Source organism: Angustibacter sp. Root456 (assembly GCF_001426435.1).
In the GTDB taxonomy this organism is placed as follows: Bacteria; Actinomycetota; Actinomycetes; order Actinomycetales; family Angustibacteraceae; genus Angustibacter.
In genome coordinates this window covers 258311-275422 of record NZ_LMER01000020.1, presented here as the reverse complement: position 1 = coordinate 275422, position 17112 = coordinate 258311, and the positions used below count along the sequence as shown (strand labels likewise).

Sequence of the window (17112 nt, the reverse complement as noted above, 5' to 3'; positions counted from 1 at the left end):
CGACCCACTGGTAGACCCCGCTGATGTTGCCGGTGCCCCGGTGTTGTCGAAGCCGTGGTGGTACTTCTCCTCGAACTCGGAGATGGTCGTCGTCGAACGGCGCTCGAGCACCCGCTCGACGACCTTGCTCACCGAGCGGGCCACGACGTCCTTGCTGAACTCCGACGCCTGCTTCGTCGACTCCTCGCTGGAGCTCTTGGTCGCGAAGTCGGCGCTGGCCTTGACCTCCACGAACGTGCCGTACTTGGCATCCACCTGGACGCCGGCCTTGAACTCGGTCTCGTTCTTCAGCGTCTCGCTGGTCTCGCGCTTGAGGGAGAAGCGGTCGGTCGACTGGTTGTCACGCTCCTCCTCCTTCGTGCGCTCGGTCTCGGTGAGCACCGTGGTCTCCGTGCGGTCGAGCCGCCGGGTCTCGCGGTCGAGCACCTCGGACTTCAGCACGTTCTCGACGTGCGCGACCTCACCGCCCTCGTAGCGCAGCACGTGCTGCTTGACGATGAGCAGGTCACCGACGCCAACCGGCTTGATGCTGCCGTGACCCGTCGGCATGGTCGTCCCGGGCGTGCCGACGTAGTCCGACCCCTTGGCGGCGCTGACGAACGAGCTGCCGATCTTCACGAGCTGGGCGACGGTGGTCTCGACGCTGCGCGCAGTGGACGCCTCGGCCTGCACGCGCGCCGTGTGCAGCGCCTGCACGACCTGGGGCAGCGCCGTGGTGGTGGGGTCGATCCGCAGCAGCCGCAACGTCTCGCGCACGTGGCCGGGCAGGCCCTCGACCGCGCTCGACCGCAAGTGCCACGTGGCCTGTGCGGGGACGTCGTTTACGAGCGGCGCGTCACCGCCGTCGCCGCGGTCGCCGACCTCGCTCTCCAGCCGGCCGACGCGGGCGGCGAGGCCGGCGACCGTCTCCTGCGCCGGGCGCGACGACTGTTCGGTGTCGAAGTCCTGGGCCCGCACCGAGCTCACGGCGGCGATCGTGTCCTCGATCCGGCGCAGCTGCTCGTGCTCGTCGTGGCCGGCTGGCTCCTCGGTGCGCGAGGCGGCCTGCGCCTGCGCACCGGCGTCCGCACCCTCGGCGTGCGCGAGCCGGCGGTCCGCGTAGCGGCGTTCGTGGTCGTCCTTGGCCTCGAACGACGGCATCTGCAGCGGTCGCAGCTGCACCGGGTCGGCGCCCTCGGCCAGCCGCCGCAGCGCGTCGTACCCCTGAGCCGCGGCGGCGAGGCCGCGGGCGTCGACGTCCGGCGTCCCCGACACCAGCTTGGCCGCCACCAGCGTGTCGGCGAGAGCGCGCTCCTCCGCGGTGAACCGGTCGTCGCCCGTGAGGTCCGTGGCCCGCTTGCCGGTGTGCGTCTTCACCAGGTCCTGCAGCTTCGGAGCAGGCAGGGGGCCGGCGTCCAGGGCCGCGCGGACGGCGAGGGCGAGGTCGCCGTAGCGCAGGCCGTCGGTGCGCCGCAGCAGCGCCTGCGAGCCGAGCAGCTTGATGGCCTCGCGGCGAGCCAGCTCGCGCCCGCGGCCGGTGTCGAGGTGGCTCGGCTCGAGCACCTTGACGTCGCCGTCGGCAGGAAGGTCGGCGGGCCGAAGCAGCAGGAAGCGGAACAGGTCGTCCATCGGGGTCTCCTCGTCTGGGCGGTGATCACCGCGTCACCGAGGAAGAGCCGTCAGCGAGGATCTTGATACCGCCTAGCTGACTTCGGCCCGCAGCCCGTCGAAGGCCAGCCGGACCAGGACGTCCGCGAGCTCGCGCGAGCCCAGGGCCGAGGGGGCGTTCGGGTCGTACCACTCGGCGAGGGAGTTGACCGTGCCGAACAGCAGGCGGGCGACGAGGCCCGGGTCGACGTCGGCGCGCACGTCGCCCTCGCCGGCGGCCTCGGTGACCAACGCCGCGACGAGGTGGTCGAACTCGCGCCGCCGGTCGAGCGCCCAGCGCTCGGTGCTCGAGTTGCCGCGGACCCGCAGCAGCAGGGTCACGTACGGCAGGCGGTCGACGAGCACCTCGACCTCGCGGCGTACGACGTGCTCGAGCCGGGCCAGCGCGCGTCCCTGCCGCGCCCCCGGCTCGTCGAGCACCGCGAACAGCGGCTCGACGGCGCGGTCGAGCGCCAGCCGCAGGAGCTGCTCCTTGGACTCCACGTGGTGGTACAGCGAGGACTTCGACAGCCCCGCGGCAGACGCCAGGTCACCCATGCTCGTGCCGTCGAACCCGCGCTCGGTGTAGACGCGCACGGCCACAGCGAGCAGCGACTCCAGGTCGTGGCGGCGGCGGGTCACGCCGGTCACCCTAGCCAGGCGCGTCTGGACCGACCGCCTGACCAACTTTGCAGTCCTTTATGGGAGGAACACCAAGGCTCGTCAACCAGGTCGCTGGGTACGGTTCAGGAAACGGCGGCGCGCACCAGCTCGATCACCCGCTTCTCGACCTCCGGGGTCCACGCCTGCAGCGCGTACGACACCGGCCAGAGGTCGCCGTCGTCGAGGTTCGCGACGTCCTGGAAGCCGAGCGTCGAGTAGCGGTACTTGAACTTGCCGGAGTCCTGGAAGAACACCACGACCTTGCCATCGGCGTTCGCGTACGCGGGCATGCCGTACCAGGTCTTCGGCGATAGCTCCGGCGCGGTCTCCATCACGGTGACGTGCACCCGCTCGCCGAGCGCACGGTCGTCGGGCGACATCTTCGCCAGCGACTCGAGCGCCTGCTCCAGCCCGTCGGCCTGCTTCGCGCCCTTCTTGCCCTCGGCGCGCAGCTCGGCGGCTCGCTGCTTCATCGCGGCGCGCTCCTCAGCGGTGAAACCGTCGGACGACGTGGTGCCCTTCGCGCTCATCTGCTGACTCCCCTCGTGCGGCCCCGCTCGGTGCGGCGACCTCGTTGACGAGAGGCTAGGGCCGGCGCGTCTGCTCGTGCTTCTCGATTCCTGACCTACCGCTCAGGCCACCCACAGGTGCGCGGCGAAGGCCAGCGACAGGGCTGCGAGCTGCGGGAGGCACGCGACCGGTATGGCGATCCGTAGCCAGCCGAAACCCCTGCGGCGCACCAGCTCTGCTGCGGCGACGTAACCCGGGAACCAGGTCAGCGCGTACCGCGGCGCGGACGTCAGCATGGTCGAGCACACCAGGACGGCGACGCTCAGCGCGACGTAGGTCGCCTCCGGCCAGCGCCGCCACCGCGCCAGCAGCGCGACGAGCGCGATGCCACCCAGGACGGCGAGCAGGTCGGCCCAGCGGCTCACCACCAGGTCGGGCGCGTGGGCGGACCGGATCGCCGCCCAACCAGCCGACAGCCCCTCCCACGGCCAGGCCGCGTGCCGCACCCAGCCGGTGGTCTGGGCGTCCTGCCAGGCTCGCACCGACCCGGTGCGCCAGGCCAGGTAGCCGAAGAAGGCGAGCACCACCAGCCCCGGTGCCGCCAGTGCCAGGACGTCGACGCGCGGGCGCCGGCGTTCGTCGCGGCGCAGCTGCTCGACGTACATCACCGCGAGGGCGGCGGCGACGAACAGGCCGTTGACCCGGATCGCGGCGGTGCCGGCCGCCAGGGCTCCGGCCCACCACCAGCGACGGCGTGACGCCGCGAGCCACGCGCCGAGAGCCAGCGCCAGGAACAGCGACTCGGTGTAGACGGCCGACAGGAAGACGCCGAACGGCGCCACTGCCAGGAACACCACGGCGTCCCGGCCCGTGCCCGGCGTGCGCAGCTCAGCCACCCGCCACAGCAGCACCGCGGCCACGCTGCCGGCGACGAGGCTGATCAGCAGACCCGCGACGGCCACGCTGCCGCCGGTGAGCGGTGACAGCAGCCGCATCAGCAGCGGGTAGCCGGGGAAGAAGGCCTGGTCGCAGCACGGCAGTCCTGGAGGCAGGTAGCCGCGCTCGGCGATGCGCACGTAGTGCCAGGTGTCCCACCAGGTCAGGCGCTCGAGCAGCCAGCGGCCGGCGTCGTGCCCGCGCAGCGCGGTGTCGAAGCGCAGCAGGTACGCCGCGAGCACCACGAAGGCCGCGAGGCTCACGCGGGACGCCGCCCACCAGCCCGCGAGGGTGAGGTCCCGTCGCCAGGTCACGCGGGATACAGGCCGCGGGCCTGAGCGGCGACGCGCGTGAGCCCCAGCAGCGCGTCGGTGAACGGCGTGGCGACGTCCACCGCCTGCCCCAGCTCGCTGACCGCCCCCACGAGAGCGTCGAGCTCGATCGACCGCCCGGCATCTGCATCCTGCAGCATCGAGGTACGCATCGATCCCATCGACCGGGTGATCTCGAGGCGCTCGGCGATGTCCTGCGCCACAGGGGTTCCGATCCGCCGTCCGATCTCGCGCGCCTCGGACATGATCGCGCTGATGAGCTGCTCGACCAGCGGGTCGGCGATGATGCGGTCCATCGTCGTGCCGGTGAGCACCGAGATCGGGTTCATCGTGAGGTTGCCCCACAGCTTGAACCACACGTCGTCCTGGATGCGCCGCGAGAGGGTGACGTCGAAACCCCCGTGGCGCAGCAGGGTGGCCACCGACTCCAGCCGCTCGGAGGTGCCCCCGTGCGGTTCGCCCAGGATGAGCGAGTGCTTCGTGCCGTGCAGCACGACGCCCGGTGACGCCGTGCTGGCGCTCAGGTGCACCACGCAGCCGATGACTCGCGCCGGCGGCAGGGCTTCGGCGATCACTCCGTCCGGGTCGACCGCGCGCAGGCGCCGGCCGTCGACCGGCCCACCGAGACCGTCGCAGAACCACCACGGGACGCCGTTCATGGCGGGCACCACGACGGTGTCGGGCCCGAGCAATGGCGTGAGCCTCGGTGCCAGCTCGGGCAGCGACTGCGCCTTGACGGCCACGACCACGACGTCGTGCGGGCCCAGCTCGGCTGCGTCGTCGCTGGCCCGTACCGGCCCGGAGATCTCTCCGTCGTGCTCGATGAGGCGCCACCCGTTGTGCCGCAACGCCTCCAGCGTCTCGCCGCGGGCCAGGGCCGACGTCGCGGTGCCCGACGCGGCCAGTCGCGCGCCGATCATGCCTCCGACGGCACCGGCGCCGACGACGCACACCCGCAGGTCGGGGGAAGGGTGCTCGGACATGCCGCGACCCTATCTGCGACGCCCGGCCAGGCGTAACGTACGGGCGTGAGCTTCGCGGTCACCGCCGACGCCTACGACCAGTTCATGGGTCGGTTCTCCACGCCGCTCGCCCGTCAGTTCGTCGGACTGCTGGCCCTGGACGACGGCACCCGCGCGCTCGACGTCGGGTGCGGCCCCGGAGCACTCACCCGCGAGCTCGTCGCCCGGCTTGGCGCCGAGCAGGTGGCCGCGGTCGACCCGGCGCCGCCGTTCGTCGCCGCGGTGCGCCAGCGCTGTGCGGGCGTCGACGCGCGGCAGGCTTCGGCCGACGCGCTGCCCTTCGCCGACGCGACGTTCGACGTCGTCGCGGCCCAGCTGGTGGTGCACTTCATGCGCGACCCAGTGGCCGGCCTGCGCGAGATGGCCCGTGTGGCGGCACCGGGTGCGCTCGTCGCGGCGTCGGTGTGGGACCACGCGGGTGGTGGCGGCCCGCTCGCGGCGTTCTGGGACGCCGTCCGCGACCTCGACGTCGCCGCGCCCGACGAGTCCGAGCTGCTCGGCACGCGGCGGGGCGACCTTGCCGACCTCGCGAGGCGGGCCGGCCTGGACGACGCGGCCGAGCACGCGCTCACGGTCGCCGTGCCGTTCGCGTCGTTCGGTGAGTGGTGGGAGCCGTTCACGCTCGGCGTCGGCCCTGCAGGCGCCTACGTGCGCGGGCTGGAGGACGCTGCCGTGCAGCGGCTGCGTGAGCGCTGTGCCGAGCGCCTGGGCGGCGGCCCCTTCGAGGTGCGGGCCACGGCGTGGGCCGTCACCGCCCGGGCGCGCTGATCACCTACTTCGACGGCTGGGGGACGTTGCAGTCCTTGATCTTCGGGTTCACGCCCACGTAGTTGAGCGGGCCAGCGACGATCGTGACCGCGATGGTGCCCGCCTTGGCGCAGTTGTCGGGGCTGCTGGAGAAGTAGCCGCGCTGCCCGGCCGCGATGGCCCCGATCACCAGCCAGACCAGCACGATGATGCTGCCGATGCGCATGTCGCCTCCTGCGGTACGCCTCTTCCCGAGCGGTCGTCACTCAACCGTGCCGTGGGCGATCGCGCCACTCGAGGCGGGCGCCTACCCGTGAGTGACGGTGTCGGACAGCAGGCTGCTCACGGACTCGCCGCGGTGGATCCGCCCGATGGCGTCGGCGAACAGCGGCGCGATCGAGCGCACCTCGAGGTTCGGCAGGGCGTAGTGGTCGCCCTGCGGCAGGGTGTTGGTGGTGATGACCTCGTCGATGTCGGAGCGGCTCGACAGGCGCTCGATGGCCGGGCCGGTGAAGAGCCCGTGCGTGCACGCCAGGGCCACCCTGCGCACGCCCGCGCGGTGCAGGACGTCGAGCAGCTCGACCACCGATCCGCCGGTGGCGATCTCGTCGTCGAGCACCACGACGTCCTTGCCGGCGACGTCACCGACGATGGCGTCGATCACCACGGTGTCGTCGGCGAGCCGGCGTTTGCTGCCGGCCGCCACCGGGACGCCGAGGATGCGCGCGAACTGGGTGGCGGGCTTGGCGTTGCCGAGGTCGGGTGACACGACGACGGTGTTCGACAGGTCCTTGCCCTTGAAGTGCAGCGCCAGCTCGGCGATCGCCGAGAGATGGTCGACCGGCACCGAGAAGAAGCCGTGCACCTGGGGCGCGTGCAGGGCCATGGTGAGCACGCGATTGGCGCCCGCGGTCGAGATGAGGTCGGCCACGAGCCGGCCGCCGATCGAGATGCGCGGCGCGTCCTTCTTGTCCGAGCGGGCGTAGGCGTAGTGCGGGATCACGGCCGTGATCTGGGCCGCGGAGGCGCCCCGTGCGGCGTCCAGCATGAGCAGCAGCTCGACGAGGTGGTCCTGCACCGGCGGCACCAGGGGCTGCACGATGTAGACGTCGCGCTGGCGGCAGTTGGCCCGCAGCTGAGCCTGGATGCAGTCGTTGCTGAAGCGCTGGATGTGCGTCGGCGAGAGCTCGACGCCGAGATCGGAGCAGATCTCCTCGGCGAGCTCGCGGTGGGCACTGCCGCTGAACACCACGATCTCGCTCATACCCATCAGGGTAGGCGGTAGGCGGCGGGCGGCTGGTGGCGGTCCGGCGCGAGGAGGCGCACGATGGGTCGATGAGTCATCGACGCGCAGTGATCGTTGCGCCACTGCTCGCGGTCGTGCTGCTCGCCGCGGCGTGCGGGGGCTCCGCGCAGCCGACCGCGACCGGCACGAGCCGGTCGGGCGCCGTCAGCGTGCAGCCGAGTGCCCCGTCGGTCACGTCGTCACCGCAGGTGGCCGCGGCCGTCGCCCCGCACGTGAGCAAGCTGCTCGTGATCGTGCTCGAGAACCACAGCCGCTCACAGGCCCTGACCCAGATGCCGGCGCTGGCCGCCCAGGCGCGACGGTACGGGCAGGCGACGCAGTGGTACGCCGTCGCCCACCCCTCGCTGCCGAACTACCTCGAGCTGGCGGGGGGCTCGACGTTCGGCGTCCGAGACGACAAGAACCCGTCGAGTCATCACCTCCGCGGTCGCTCGGTGTTCGGCCAGCTCTACGCGGCGCACCACAGCGTGCGTGCCTACGTCGAGAGCATGCCGAGCGCGTGCGCGCAGACCAACTCGGGTCGGTACGCCGTGCGCCACAACGCCTGGGCCTACTTCACCTGGGCGACGGAGCGCACCTGGTGCCGCCGCTACGACATCCCCGCCGGCACCACCAGCCGCGGCGCCCTGCACGACGACATCGTGGCCGGCCGCCTGCCGCGCTACGCCCAGCTCATCCCGGACGTGTGCCACGACGGCCACGACTGCTCCCTCGCCACGGCGGACGCCTGGCTCGGCGCCTGGCTGAAGCGCATCGAGGCCGGTCCGGACTTCACGTCGGGCCGGCTCGCCGTCGTCGTGACCTTCGACGAGGACGACCGCCACGCCAGCAACCACGTGGCGTTCGTCGTCGCCGCCGCGCAGCTGCACGGCAGGTCGGTCAGCACGCGGTTCACCCACGCCTCGCTCGCTGCGGCGCCCTCGCGCCTGGTTGGCCTGCGGCCGCTGCGGTACGCGGCGTCGTCCCCGGACGTCCTGAAGGCGTTCGGCCTGCGGTGAGTCAGGGGCGCAGCAGCGTCTTGATCGCCGTGCGCTCGTCCATGGCCCGGTAGGCGTCCGCGACGTCGGCGAGCGCGAACGTGGCGTCGAACACCGGGCTCGGGTCGAGCCGTCCCTCGAGGACGTCGGCGAGCAGCTCCGGCAGGTACGCGCGCACCGGCGCCACCCCGCCGCCCACGGAGATGTTGGACGAGAACAGCTGGCCGATCGGCAGCTCGGGGCCACCGGCGGGTACACCGACGTAGCCCACGCGACCGCCCGGCCGGGTGGAGTCGATCGCCTGCTGCATCGACTCCTTGGTGCCGACGCACTCCAGCACGGCGTCGGCCCCGACGTCCTTCGTGAGCTGCATGATCGCCGCGACGCCGTCGTCACCGCGCGCGGCCACGATCTCGTCGGCACCGAACTGTCGCGCCACCGCCTGCCGGTCGGCGTGCCGCGACATCGCCACGACCCGCTCCGCCCCCAGCCGCTTGGCGGCCAGCACCGCGCACAGGCCTACGGCGCCGTCGCCGACCACCACGACGGTCTGGCCGGCTCCCACACCGGCCGCACGGGCGGCGTGGTGACCGGTGCCCATGACGTCCGACAGCGTGAGCAACGCGGGCACCAGCGCGTCGTCAGGCCTCTCGGGCGTCGCCACGAGGGTCCCGTCGGCCATCGGCACGCGCACGAACTCGCCCTGGCCGCCGTCGATGACGTGGCCGGAGGCGTCCGTGCTGCCCCACCACTCGCCGTTGACGCACGACGTCTGGATGCCGTGCTGGCAGTGGATGCAGGTGTTGTCGCTGAGGGCGAACGGCGCGATCACGAAGTCGCCGGGCTTCACCGTGCGGACGTCGGCGCCGACCTCCTCGACCACACCCACGAACTCGTGGCCGATGCGCTGCGGCTTCTTGACCTCGCGCACGCCCCGGTAGGGCCAGAGGTCCGAGCCGCAGACGCAGGCGGCCACGACCTTGACGACCGCGTCGCTGGGCAGCTCGACCTTCGGGTCGGGAATGTCCTCGAGGCGGATGTCGCGGGTTCCGTGGATCACCGTGGCGCGCATGTCGACCACCTTGTCACGCCGCGGCGCAGCGAGCCCACCGGGGCGCGGTTGCTACTGGTCGCCGTGGAAGAGGTCGCGCGTGTAGACCTTGTCCGCCACCGACTTCAGCTCGGGCACGAGGCGGTTCGCGACGACCACGTCGCTGCGCGCGACGAACTCGTCGAGGTCGTGCAGCACCGGCGAGCCGAAGAAGTGCTCCTCGTGCAGCTCGGGCTCGTAGACGATCACGTCCACGCCCTTGGCCTTGATCCGCTTCATGATCCCCTGCACGCTGCTGCTGCGGAAGTTGTCGGAGCCCGACTTCATGATGAGGCGGTGGATCCCGACCACCTCGGGGTCGCGCCTGAGGATGTCGTCGGCCACCCAGTCCTTGCGGGTGCGGTTGGCGTTGACGACCGCCTCGATGAGGCTCTGCGGCACGTCGCGGTAGTTGGCCAGCAGCTGCTTGGTGTCCTTCGGCAGGCAGTAGCCGCCGTACCCGAACGAGGGGTTGTTGTAGTGGTGACCGATGCGCGGGTCGAGGCTCACGCCCTCGATGACCTGGCGCGGATCGAGGCCACGCGTCGCCGTGAAGGTGTCGAGCTCGTTGAAGAAGGCGACCCGCATCGCGAGGTAGGTGTTGGCGAAGAGCTTGATCGCCTCGGCCTCGGTGCTCGCGGTGAGCAGCACCGGCACGTCCGCGTCGAGTGCCGCCTCACGCAGCAGCTCGGCGACCCGCTGGCCGCGCTGGCCCTGGTCACCGACGACCACGCGGGACGGATGCAGGTTGTCGTGCAGCGCCTTGCCCTCCCGCAGGAACTCCGGGCTGAACACGACGTTCGCGCCGGTGCGCTCCACCAGGTCGGCCGTGAAGCCCACGGGGATCGTCGACTTGATGACCATCACGGCGTCGGGGTTGTGCCCGGCGACGTCGGCGACGACGCCCTCCACCGAGGACGTGTCGAAGTAGTTGGTTACCGGGTCGTAGTTCGTGGGCGTGGCGATGAACACGAGCTCGGCGCCGTCGTACGCCTCGGCCGGGTCGGTGGTCCAGGTCAGCGAGAGCTCGCGCTCGGACAGGAAGCTCTCGATGTCGGGGTCGCTGATCGGACACCGGCCGGCCTGCAGGCTCGCGATGCGCTCGGCGTCGATGTCGAGAGCCACCACCGGGTGCCGCTGGGCCAGCAGCACGGCGAGGGACAGCCCGACGTAGCCCGTGCCGACGACGGCGATGCGTGTGGTCATGCGGGACAGTGTGTCAGGCTCAGCCGGCGACGACAGGCGCGCCGGTGGCCTGCTGCAGCTGCTCGAGGCTCACGCCGTCGGCGAGCTCGACGAGCCGGAAGTGGTCGCCGGCGACGTCCAGCACGCCGAGGTCGGTGATGACCCGGTCGACGACGCCCTTGCCGGTGAGCGGCAGCTCGCACTCGGTGAGCAGCTTGGGGCTGCCGTCCTTGGCGACGTGCTCCATCAGCACGATGACCTTCTTCGCGCCGTGCACGAGGTCCATCGCCCCGCCCATGCCCTTGACCATCTTGCCGGGGATCATCCAGTTGGCGATGTCGCCGCTGGTCGACACCTGCATCGCGCCGAGCACCGCCGCGTCGATCTTGCCGCCGCGGATCATGCCGAAGCTGATGGCGGAGTCGAAGTACGACGACCCGGCCTGCACCGTCACGGTCTCCTTGCCGGCGTTGATCAGGTCGGGGTCGACCGCGTCCTCAGTGGGGTAGGGGCCCACGCCGAGGATGCCGTTCTCCGACTGCAGGACGACGTGCACGCCGTCCGGAAGATGGTTCGGGATGAGCGTCGGCAGGCCGATGCCGAGGTTGACGTAGGAGCCGTCGGCGAGCTCGCGCGCGGCCCGGGCGGCCATCTGGTCGCGGGTCAGCGGCATGTCAGGCCTCCTGCTTCTCGGCGCCCGCGCGGACGGTGCGCTTCTCGATCTTCTTGTCGGCGGCCTGCTCGGGGGTGAGGGCGACGACGCGCTGCACGAACACCCCGGGGAGGTGGATGTGGTCGGGGTCGATCTCGCCCGGCTCGACGAGGCGCTCGACCTCGGCGATCGTGACGCGTCCGGCCATCGCCGCGATCGGGTTGAAGTTGCGCGCCGACTCGTGGAACACGAGGTTGCCGTGGCGGTCGCCCACCGCGGCGCGCACGAGGGCGAAGTCGGTGGTGATCGACTCCTCCAGCACGAACTCGCGGGTGCGCCCGCCCATCGTGAACTCGCGCACCTCCTTGGCCGGCGACGCCTCGGCGATGCTGCCGTCACCGTTGTAGCGCCACGGCAGGCCGCCCTCGGCGATCTGGGTGCCGACCCCGGTGGGGGTGTAGAACGCGGCGATGCCGGCGCCACCGGCTCGCAGCTTCTCGGCGAGCGTGCCCTGCGGCGTCAGCTCGACCTCGAGCTCGCCGGCGAGGTACTGGCGCGCGAACTCCTTGTTCTCGCCCACGTAGGAGGCGGTGATGCGCTTGATCCGGCCGGCGTTCAGCAGCACGCCCAGCCCGACGCCGTCCACGCCGCAGTTGTTCGACACGACCGACAGGCCGCTCGCGCCCTGCGCCAGCACGGCGTCGATGAGCACCGAGGGGATGCCGCACAGTCCGAAGCCGCCGACCGCGAGTGTCGCGCCGTCCCGCACGTCGGCGACCGCCGCGGCGGCGTCCGCCACCACCTTGTCCACGTCAGACTCCTCGTCGTTGAGTAATCGCCGCCGCCACCCTAGCCGCGCGGGGGAGACGTCCCTCTGTGGGCCGCCCCCACATCCCCCTTGCGCCACCCGAACCCCTATCCGCCGGCCTGGGCGGCGCACAGCGGCCTGGACGGCGGAAGGGCTCAGGCCTCGAGGACGACGGCGATGCCCTGTCCGACGCCGATGCACAGGGCGGCCAGACCCCAGCCGCCACCCCGTGCCCGCAGGCTGTGCGCCAGGTGGCCGAGCACGCGCCCACCAGACGCGCCGAGCGGGTGGCCCAGCGCGATCGCGCCGCCGTGCGGGTTGACGATCTCGGGGTCGAGCTCGGGCCACGCGGCGAGGCAGGCCAGCGACTGCGCCGCGAAAGCCTCGTTGAGCTCGACCTGCGCCAGGTCGCCCCAGCCGATGCCGGCCCGGCGCAGCGCGTCGTTCGCCGCCTCGACCGGCCCGATGCCGAACACGTCCGGGTCGACCCCCGACACCGCGGACGACGCGATGCGGGCGAGCGGCTCGCGCCCGGCCCTTCGCGCGCCAGCGGCCGAGCCGATGAGCACCGCGCTGGCGCCGTCGTTCAGCGGTGAGGAGTTGCCGGCGGTGACGGTGCCGGCGGGGCGGAACACCGGCTTGAGCGTGGCGAGCCTCTCCACCGTGCTGCCGGCTCGGATTGACTCGTCGCGCTCGAGGTCGGTGCCCGGCACGGGGGCGACCTCGGCGTCGTACGCCCCGGCCGACCACGCGGCGTCGGCCAGGCGGTGGCTGCGGGCCGCGAACTCGTCCTGCGCCTCGCGGCTGATGCCGTGCAGGTCGGCGAGGTGCTCGGTGCTCTCGCCGAGCGAGATGGTCCAGGCCGAGGGCATCTCGGGGTTGACCATGCGCCAGCCGAGCGTCGTCGAGTGCAGCGTCTCGTGGCCGCGCGGGAACGGCGTCGAGGGCTTCGGCAGCACCCACGGGGCACGGGTCATGGACTCGACGCCGCCCGCGACGACGAGGTCGGCGTCCCCGCACTCGACGGCGCGTCGTCCCTGGATCGCGGCCTCCAGACCGCTGCCGCACAGGCGGTTCACGGTGGCGCCGGGCACGGACGTCGGCCAGCCGGCCAGCAGCACGGCCATGCGGGCGACGTCGCGGTTGTCCTCACCCGCGCCGTTGGCGTCACCGAGCAGGACGTCGTCGACGTCCGCCGGGTCGAGCTGGGGGCTGCGCTCGCCGAGGCTGCGCACCACGTGGGCGGCGAGGTCGTCGGGCCGGACGTCGGCCAGCGCGCCGCCGAAGCGGCCGAACGGCGTCCGGACGGCGTCGACGACGTACGCGTCGGCGCGCTCAGCCACGGCCGGCCAGGTTCTGCAGCCTCACCTGGCCGCGCGCGATGAGCCGGTCGGCCGCGTCGCGCGTCTCGACCACCCACACCTGCTGCGAGCGACCCCGGTGCAGCGGCGTGCCCACCGACGTCAGCTCGCCGTCCCGCACGGCCCGGAAGAAGTCCGTCTGGTTCGACACCCCCACCACCTGGCCCTGGTCGCCGAACCACGTCGACGCCGCGACGCTGGCGACGGTCTCGTGGATCCAGGCGTGGATGCCGCCGTGCAGGATGCCGTGCGGCTGGTGCACGGCGGGCACGACGTGCCAGCGCACGCGCATGACGTCGCCCGTGAGCTCGTCGACGGTCAGGCCGATCGCCTCGCCGACCAGGCCGAAGGCGCCGTCAGGGAACGCCGGTGCGCTCTCATCCAGCGAGCTGTCGGTGGACATCGGACCTCCCGGGGTGCGTGGGCTGCTGCGCCCGAGCATGTCACCCCGAGGTCAGGCGGTGGTCGACAGGCCCTCGCGTGCGGCGTCGGCGCTGAGCCGGCTGCTGAGCCCCGGCGCGTAGGCGTGGATGGTGACGGCGGGCCGGCCGTGGTCGTTGCGCAGGCCGTACGCCAGGCCGCGCTCGGCGACGCGCACCGCCGGTGCCTGCAGCACGGTGGCCCACGAACCCAGCACGTCGTCGTCGCGCACCTCGGTGAGCGTGCCCTCGACGACCGCGAAGGCGGCGAGCGCACCGTCGTCGTGCAGGGACTGCTGCTGCGCGGGCAACCAGTTGCGCAGCCACACCTCGACGCCGACGGGGCCGGAGAGCTGCACCTCGTGGGCGTCGGCGGCGCGGCTGACGTGCGGGCGCCAACGGCGCGGTTCGCTCGCGACGCGGCGGACGACGAGGGCCAGCTCGTGCGTGGTGAGCAGCCGGCGGCCGTCGTCGGTGGTGGGACGGGAGGCGATGAGAGTCATGGCCGAACCTTCGGGGTGGGCCGCGGGAGGACGTCCGGCGGCTGGTGGCGGGGGTCGTCAGGCAGCGGGATAACGACACGCTGCGCTGCACAGCCGCATGAGGTCGACGTGACGTCGCACGACGAGCTCGGTGGGCTGGACCTGGGCCATGGTCGGAATCGTGCTCTCACGGGCCAGCGCGTGTCAACACGTGGACGTTCCGTCCCACTCTTCAAGACGCAGCCAGCCGTCCCCCCGTCCCCTTTGGACCGGCAAATTCCCCGGAACTCGTACACGTGAACGCCTCCAGGCGTACGAATTCCGGGGAATTTGCCGGCAGGGGGCTGGGTCAGGTGAGGAAGGCCGCGCCGAGCCAGGAGTCGGGGATGCCGAAGCCGTCGACGAGCGCGCGCGCGTGCGGCCGCAGGCGCTCGCACGCCTCGTTGACCAGGCGGGTCACGCTGCGGCTGCGGGCGGGCGTGAGCCGGCCGTGCTCGACGTACCAGGCGCGGTCACGCTCGACCCCCGACAGCACGTGCAGGGTGCACAGCTCGCGCAGCAGGTCGCGCGCGCCCGGGTCGGTGCACCGCTCGATGGCCGCCAGGAACGACTCGAGGACGACGCGCTCGACGTGCGCGCGTGCAGCCAGCAGCACGTGGTCCTGCGCGTCGTTGAAGACGGCGAAGGCGTCGGCCCCTGGCTTGGCGGCGGCCCGCAGCCGGCGGGCCAGGCCCTCGAGCACGTGCGTCTCGCGGTCGGTGAGCAGCCGCAGCTGCCCGGCCGGGTCGAGCAGGTCGTCGCCGTCGTCGCGCCGGCTCGAGCCGACGTCGGCGAGCCGCTGGGCGAGGGTGCGGGCCGCCGTCCGCTCCACCACGGCCGAGGCCACCTGGCGCGCGACGAACTTCACCGTGCCCCACGAGTCCAGGTCGCCGAACGCGTCGCGGTAGCTGGTGAGCAGCCCCTTCGCCACCAGCTGCAGCAGCACGGTGTTGTCGCCCTCGAAGGTCGTGAAGACGTCGGTGTCGGCCTTGAGCGCGGGCAGGCGGTTCTCGGCGAGGTACCCGGCACCACCGCACGCCTCACGGCACTCCTGGATGGTGTGCGTCGCGTGCCAGGTGGCGAGGACCTTGACGCCGGCCGCCAGCGCCTCGAGCTGGCGCTGGCGCAGCTCGTCGCCGACGTCGCGGTCGGCGTGCGCGCCGGTCTGCACGTCGTGCATCAGCGACACGAGGTCGTTCTGCGCGAAGGCCAGCGCGTACGACGTCGCCAGGGCGGGCAGCAGCCGACGCTGGTGCGTGCGGTAGTCGAGCAGGAGCACCTCGTCCGACGACCCGGGCGCCGAGAACTGGCGCCGCTGCTCGGCGTACCGGATCGCGATGGCCAGCGCCGTGCGCGTCGCGGCTCCTGCGCCACCGGCGACGCTGATCCGCCCGCGCACCAACGTGCCCAGCATGGTGAAGAAGCGGCGGTTGGGGTTGTCGATCGGGCTGCTGTAGGTGCCGTCCGGGCTGATGTCGCCGTACCGGTTCAGCAGGTTGGTGCGGGGCACGCGCACGTGGGCGAAGGCCAGCCGGCCGTTGTCGACGCCGTTGAGTCCCATCTTGGGCCCGCAGTCCTCGATGGTGACGCCGGGCAGGGTGCGGCCGTCGTCGTCACGGATCGGCACGAGCACGCCGTGCACGCCGTGGTGCTGGGGGGCGTCGGCCGGCCCGGTGACGAGCTGCGCGAACACCACAGCCATGCGTGCGTCACGGGCGGCGCCGCCGATGTAGTCCTTGCGCGACAGGCGGTCTGGCGTGTTGATGACGAGCTCGTCGCTGGCGGGGTCGTACGTGGCCGTCGTCCCGAGCGACTGCACGTCGCTGCCGTGGCCGGTCTCGGTCATGGCGAAGCAGCCCGGCAGGTCGAGCGAGATGATCCGCGGCAGCAGCTCGCGCCGCTGCTCGTCCGAGCCGAGGTTCGACACCGCCCCACCGAACAGGCCCCAGTGGACGCCGGCCTTCACCAGCAGCGACAGGTCGGTGTGACCGAGCATCTCGAACGCCGTCACCGACGCCCCGATGTCGTTGGTGCCGCCCGCCTCCACCGGGAAGCCGCTGCGCGCGTGGTCGCTGGCGGCCAGCATGCGCATCTGCTCCGCGACGCGCTCACGCTGCTGCTCGAGCGTGAGCGCGGGGTCGGGCAGCAGGGCCTCGGCGTCGAACTCGGCCCGGGCCTGCTGGCGCACGTGCGCCCAGCGGCCGCCGAGCAGCGAGCGCAGGGCGGCGACCGTGTCGGACGTCGCAGCGGGGGCGGTGGGCGTCGTGGTCATGGCTGCTCCTGGGGGGAGAGGACGACGGTGAGGCCGCCGGCGATCAGTGCGCTGAGCTGGCGAGTGAGCTCCTTGCGCGGCAACGGGTCTGCGGTGGTGAGCCAGTGGTCGGCGGCCGCCCGCACGAGGCCGACCACGCCGTGGGCGAGCGCACCCGCGGCGGCGGCTTCGCGGCCGCTGGCAGCGAGCGCTGCCGTGATCAGGGCGGCCAGCTGGTCACCGATGCGGCTGGTGAGGCCGGTCAGTGGGTCGTCACCCATCGGCCGGTCGAGCAGCGGGTGGGTGACGACGAAGCGGTAGACCTCGGGGTCCTTCTCGACCAGCGCCAGGTAGGAGTCGACCGCCGCCTCGATCACCTGCTCGGGGTGCGCGATGAGCGCCTCGGGCTGGTCGGCGGCGGCGACGCTCGAGAGGGCGTGGTCGAGGTCGCGGGCGATGAGCCGGTCGACCGACTCGACGACGGCGAGGTAGAGGGCGGCCTTGTCGCCGAAGTGCCGGTACAGCACCGACTTGCTGGTGCCGGCCTCAGCGGCGATGCCGTCCATGCCGACGCCCGCGCCGTGGCGACGCACCGCGCGCAGCGTGGCCTCGACGAGCTCGGCGCGCCGGGTGAGCCGGTGCTCGGCCCAGCGCGTCGCGCGCCCGTCGGGACGGGTCGAGGCGGTGGTCTCGGAGGAGGACACGT

19 protein-coding genes are annotated in these 17112 nt (G+C 72.5%); 4 read left to right on the top strand and 15 right to left on the bottom strand.

Going from position 1 to position 17112, the window contains the following annotated elements; genetic code table 11:
- Positions 1 to 40 precede the first annotated feature (40 nt).
- Together ASD06_RS16035 and ASD06_RS16030 are read left to right on the top strand one after the other, a co-directional pair.
- A complete protein-coding gene (locus ASD06_RS16035; RefSeq protein ID WP_056679967.1) occupies positions 41 to 475 on the top strand; it encodes a hypothetical protein in 435 nt (144 codons plus the stop codon).
- The gene (locus ASD06_RS16030) at positions 451 to 1674 is read left to right on the top strand and encodes a hypothetical protein (RefSeq protein WP_056679964.1); all 1224 of its coding nucleotides are present in this window, start codon (positions 451 to 453) and stop codon (positions 1672 to 1674) included. The genes ASD06_RS16035 and ASD06_RS16030 overlap by 25 nt, the downstream gene beginning before the upstream one ends.
- A 6-nt stretch (positions 1675 to 1680) precedes the next feature.
- On the opposite strand, the gene ASD06_RS16025 is transcribed toward ASD06_RS16030, so the two are convergent.
- The 4 genes from ASD06_RS16025 to ASD06_RS16010 form a co-directional block, all read right to left on the bottom strand.
- Positions 1681 to 2277: a TetR/AcrR family transcriptional regulator gene (locus ASD06_RS16025; protein WP_056679960.1), complete on the bottom strand. Its 597-nt coding sequence runs from the start codon at positions 2275 to 2277 to the stop codon at positions 1681 to 1683.
- Between the two features lie 95 nt (positions 2278 to 2372).
- On the bottom strand, positions 2373 to 2819 hold the full coding sequence (locus ASD06_RS16020; protein WP_056679957.1) for an iron chaperone: 447 nt from the start codon (positions 2817 to 2819) through the stop codon (positions 2373 to 2375).
- Positions 2820 to 2921: 102 nt separating this feature from the next.
- Complete coding sequence (locus ASD06_RS16015) at positions 2922 to 4049, bottom strand: mannosyltransferase family protein (protein ID WP_056679954.1); 1128 nt, start codon at positions 4047 to 4049, stop codon at positions 2922 to 2924.
- Complete coding sequence (locus tag ASD06_RS16010; RefSeq protein ID WP_200942255.1) at positions 4046 to 5050, bottom strand: 2-dehydropantoate 2-reductase; 1005 nt, start codon at positions 5048 to 5050, stop codon at positions 4046 to 4048. Before ASD06_RS16010 ends, ASD06_RS16015 begins: the two co-directional genes overlap by 4 nt.
- Before the next feature lie 45 nt (positions 5051 to 5095).
- On the opposite strand from ASD06_RS16010, the gene ASD06_RS16005 reads away from it, so the two are divergent.
- On the top strand, positions 5096 to 5857 hold the full coding sequence (locus tag ASD06_RS16005; RefSeq protein ID WP_056679951.1) for a class I SAM-dependent methyltransferase: 762 nt from the start codon (positions 5096 to 5098) through the stop codon (positions 5855 to 5857).
- 4 nt (positions 5858 to 5861) lie between these two features.
- On the opposite strand, the gene ASD06_RS16000 is transcribed toward ASD06_RS16005, so the two are convergent.
- Positions 5862 to 6062 (bottom strand): hypothetical protein, encoded by a 201-nt coding sequence (locus ASD06_RS16000; protein WP_056679948.1) that lies wholly within the window; start codon positions 6060 to 6062, stop codon positions 5862 to 5864.
- 81 nt (positions 6063 to 6143) lie between these two features.
- Complete coding sequence (locus tag ASD06_RS15995; RefSeq protein WP_056679945.1) at positions 6144 to 7100, bottom strand: ribose-phosphate pyrophosphokinase; 957 nt, start codon at positions 7098 to 7100, stop codon at positions 6144 to 6146.
- Between the two features lie 71 nt (positions 7101 to 7171).
- Here ASD06_RS15995 and ASD06_RS15990 point away from each other — a divergent pair, with 71 nt between their 5' ends.
- Positions 7172 to 8140 carry an alkaline phosphatase family protein gene (locus ASD06_RS15990; RefSeq protein WP_082538129.1) on the top strand — a complete coding sequence of 323 codons (969 nt, stop codon included), beginning with the start codon at positions 7172 to 7174 and terminating at the stop codon, positions 8138 to 8140.
- A 1-nt stretch (position 8141) separates the two neighbouring features.
- On the opposite strand, the gene ASD06_RS15985 is transcribed toward ASD06_RS15990, so the two are convergent.
- The 9 genes from ASD06_RS15985 to ASD06_RS15945 form a co-directional block, all read right to left on the bottom strand.
- The gene (locus ASD06_RS15985; protein WP_056681106.1) at positions 8142 to 9191 is read right to left on the bottom strand and encodes a zinc-dependent alcohol dehydrogenase family protein; all 1050 of its coding nucleotides are present in this window, start codon (positions 9189 to 9191) and stop codon (positions 8142 to 8144) included.
- A 51-nt stretch (positions 9192 to 9242) separates the two neighbouring features.
- Positions 9243 to 10415 (bottom strand): nucleotide sugar dehydrogenase, encoded by a 1173-nt coding sequence (locus tag ASD06_RS15980; RefSeq protein ID WP_056679939.1) that lies wholly within the window; start codon positions 10413 to 10415, stop codon positions 9243 to 9245.
- 19 nt (positions 10416 to 10434) lie between these two features.
- A complete protein-coding gene (locus ASD06_RS15975) occupies positions 10435 to 11067 on the bottom strand; it encodes a 3-oxoacid CoA-transferase subunit B (RefSeq protein WP_056679936.1) in 633 nt (210 codons plus the stop codon).
- Position 11068: 1 nt separating this feature from the next.
- Entirely contained in the window at positions 11069 to 11857 is a 789-nt protein-coding gene (locus ASD06_RS15970) for a CoA transferase subunit A (RefSeq protein ID WP_056679933.1), read from the bottom strand.
- Positions 11858 to 12009: 152 nt separating this feature from the next.
- On the bottom strand, positions 12010 to 13197 hold the full coding sequence (locus tag ASD06_RS15965; protein ID WP_056679930.1) for a thiolase family protein: 1188 nt from the start codon (positions 13195 to 13197) through the stop codon (positions 12010 to 12012).
- Positions 13190 to 13618, bottom strand: coding sequence for a PaaI family thioesterase (locus ASD06_RS15960; protein ID WP_082538128.1), 429 nt, complete (start codon positions 13616 to 13618; stop codon positions 13190 to 13192). Before ASD06_RS15960 ends, ASD06_RS15965 begins: the two co-directional genes overlap by 8 nt.
- 51 nt (positions 13619 to 13669) lie before the next feature.
- Positions 13670 to 14137 (bottom strand): hypothetical protein, encoded by a 468-nt coding sequence (locus ASD06_RS15955; protein WP_056679927.1) that lies wholly within the window; start codon positions 14135 to 14137, stop codon positions 13670 to 13672.
- Positions 14138 to 14465: 328 nt separating this feature from the next.
- The gene (locus ASD06_RS15950; RefSeq protein WP_056679924.1) at positions 14466 to 16427 is read right to left on the bottom strand and encodes an acyl-CoA dehydrogenase; all 1962 of its coding nucleotides are present in this window, start codon (positions 16425 to 16427) and stop codon (positions 14466 to 14468) included.
- The gene (locus tag ASD06_RS15945; protein WP_056679921.1) at positions 16424 to 17110 is read right to left on the bottom strand and encodes a TetR/AcrR family transcriptional regulator; all 687 of its coding nucleotides are present in this window, start codon (positions 17108 to 17110) and stop codon (positions 16424 to 16426) included. Before ASD06_RS15945 ends, ASD06_RS15950 begins: the two co-directional genes overlap by 4 nt.
- Positions 17111 to 17112: the final 2 nt, after the last annotated feature.

Bases quoted from the DNA above. Each gene is read 5' to 3' on its own strand.
- ASD06_RS16020 (WP_056679957.1), bottom strand. From the start codon at position 2,819: ATGAGCGCGAAGGGCACCACGTCGTCCGACGGTTTCACCGCTGAGGAG.
- ASD06_RS16000 (WP_056679948.1), bottom strand. From the start codon at position 6,062: ATGCGCATCGGCAGCATCATCGTGCTGGTCTGGCTGGTGATCGGGGCC.
- ASD06_RS15985 (WP_056681106.1), bottom strand. From the start codon at position 9,191: ATGCGCGCCACGGTGATCCACGGAACCCGCGACATCCGCCTCGAGGAC.
- ASD06_RS15980 (WP_056679939.1), bottom strand. From the start codon at position 10,415: ATGACCACACGCATCGCCGTCGTCGGCACGGGCTACGTCGGGCTGTCC.
- ASD06_RS15955 (WP_056679927.1), bottom strand. From the start codon at position 14,137: ATGACTCTCATCGCCTCCCGTCCCACCACCGACGACGGCCGCCGGCTG.
- ASD06_RS16010 (WP_200942255.1), bottom strand. From the start codon at position 5,050: ATGTCCGAGCACCCTTCCCCCGACCTGCGGGTGTGCGTCGTCGGCGCC.
- ASD06_RS15990 (WP_082538129.1), top strand. From the start codon at position 7,172: ATGAGTCATCGACGCGCAGTGATCGTTGCGCCACTGCTCGCGGTCGTG.
- ASD06_RS15960 (WP_082538128.1), bottom strand. From the start codon at position 13,618: ATGTCCACCGACAGCTCGCTGGATGAGAGCGCACCGGCGTTCCCTGAC.
- ASD06_RS15975 (WP_056679936.1), bottom strand. From the start codon at position 11,067: ATGCCGCTGACCCGCGACCAGATGGCCGCCCGGGCCGCGCGCGAGCTC.
- ASD06_RS15950 (WP_056679924.1), bottom strand. From the start codon at position 16,427: ATGACCACGACGCCCACCGCCCCCGCTGCGACGTCCGACACGGTCGCC.
- ASD06_RS15995 (WP_056679945.1), bottom strand. From the start codon at position 7,100: ATGAGCGAGATCGTGGTGTTCAGCGGCAGTGCCCACCGCGAGCTCGCC.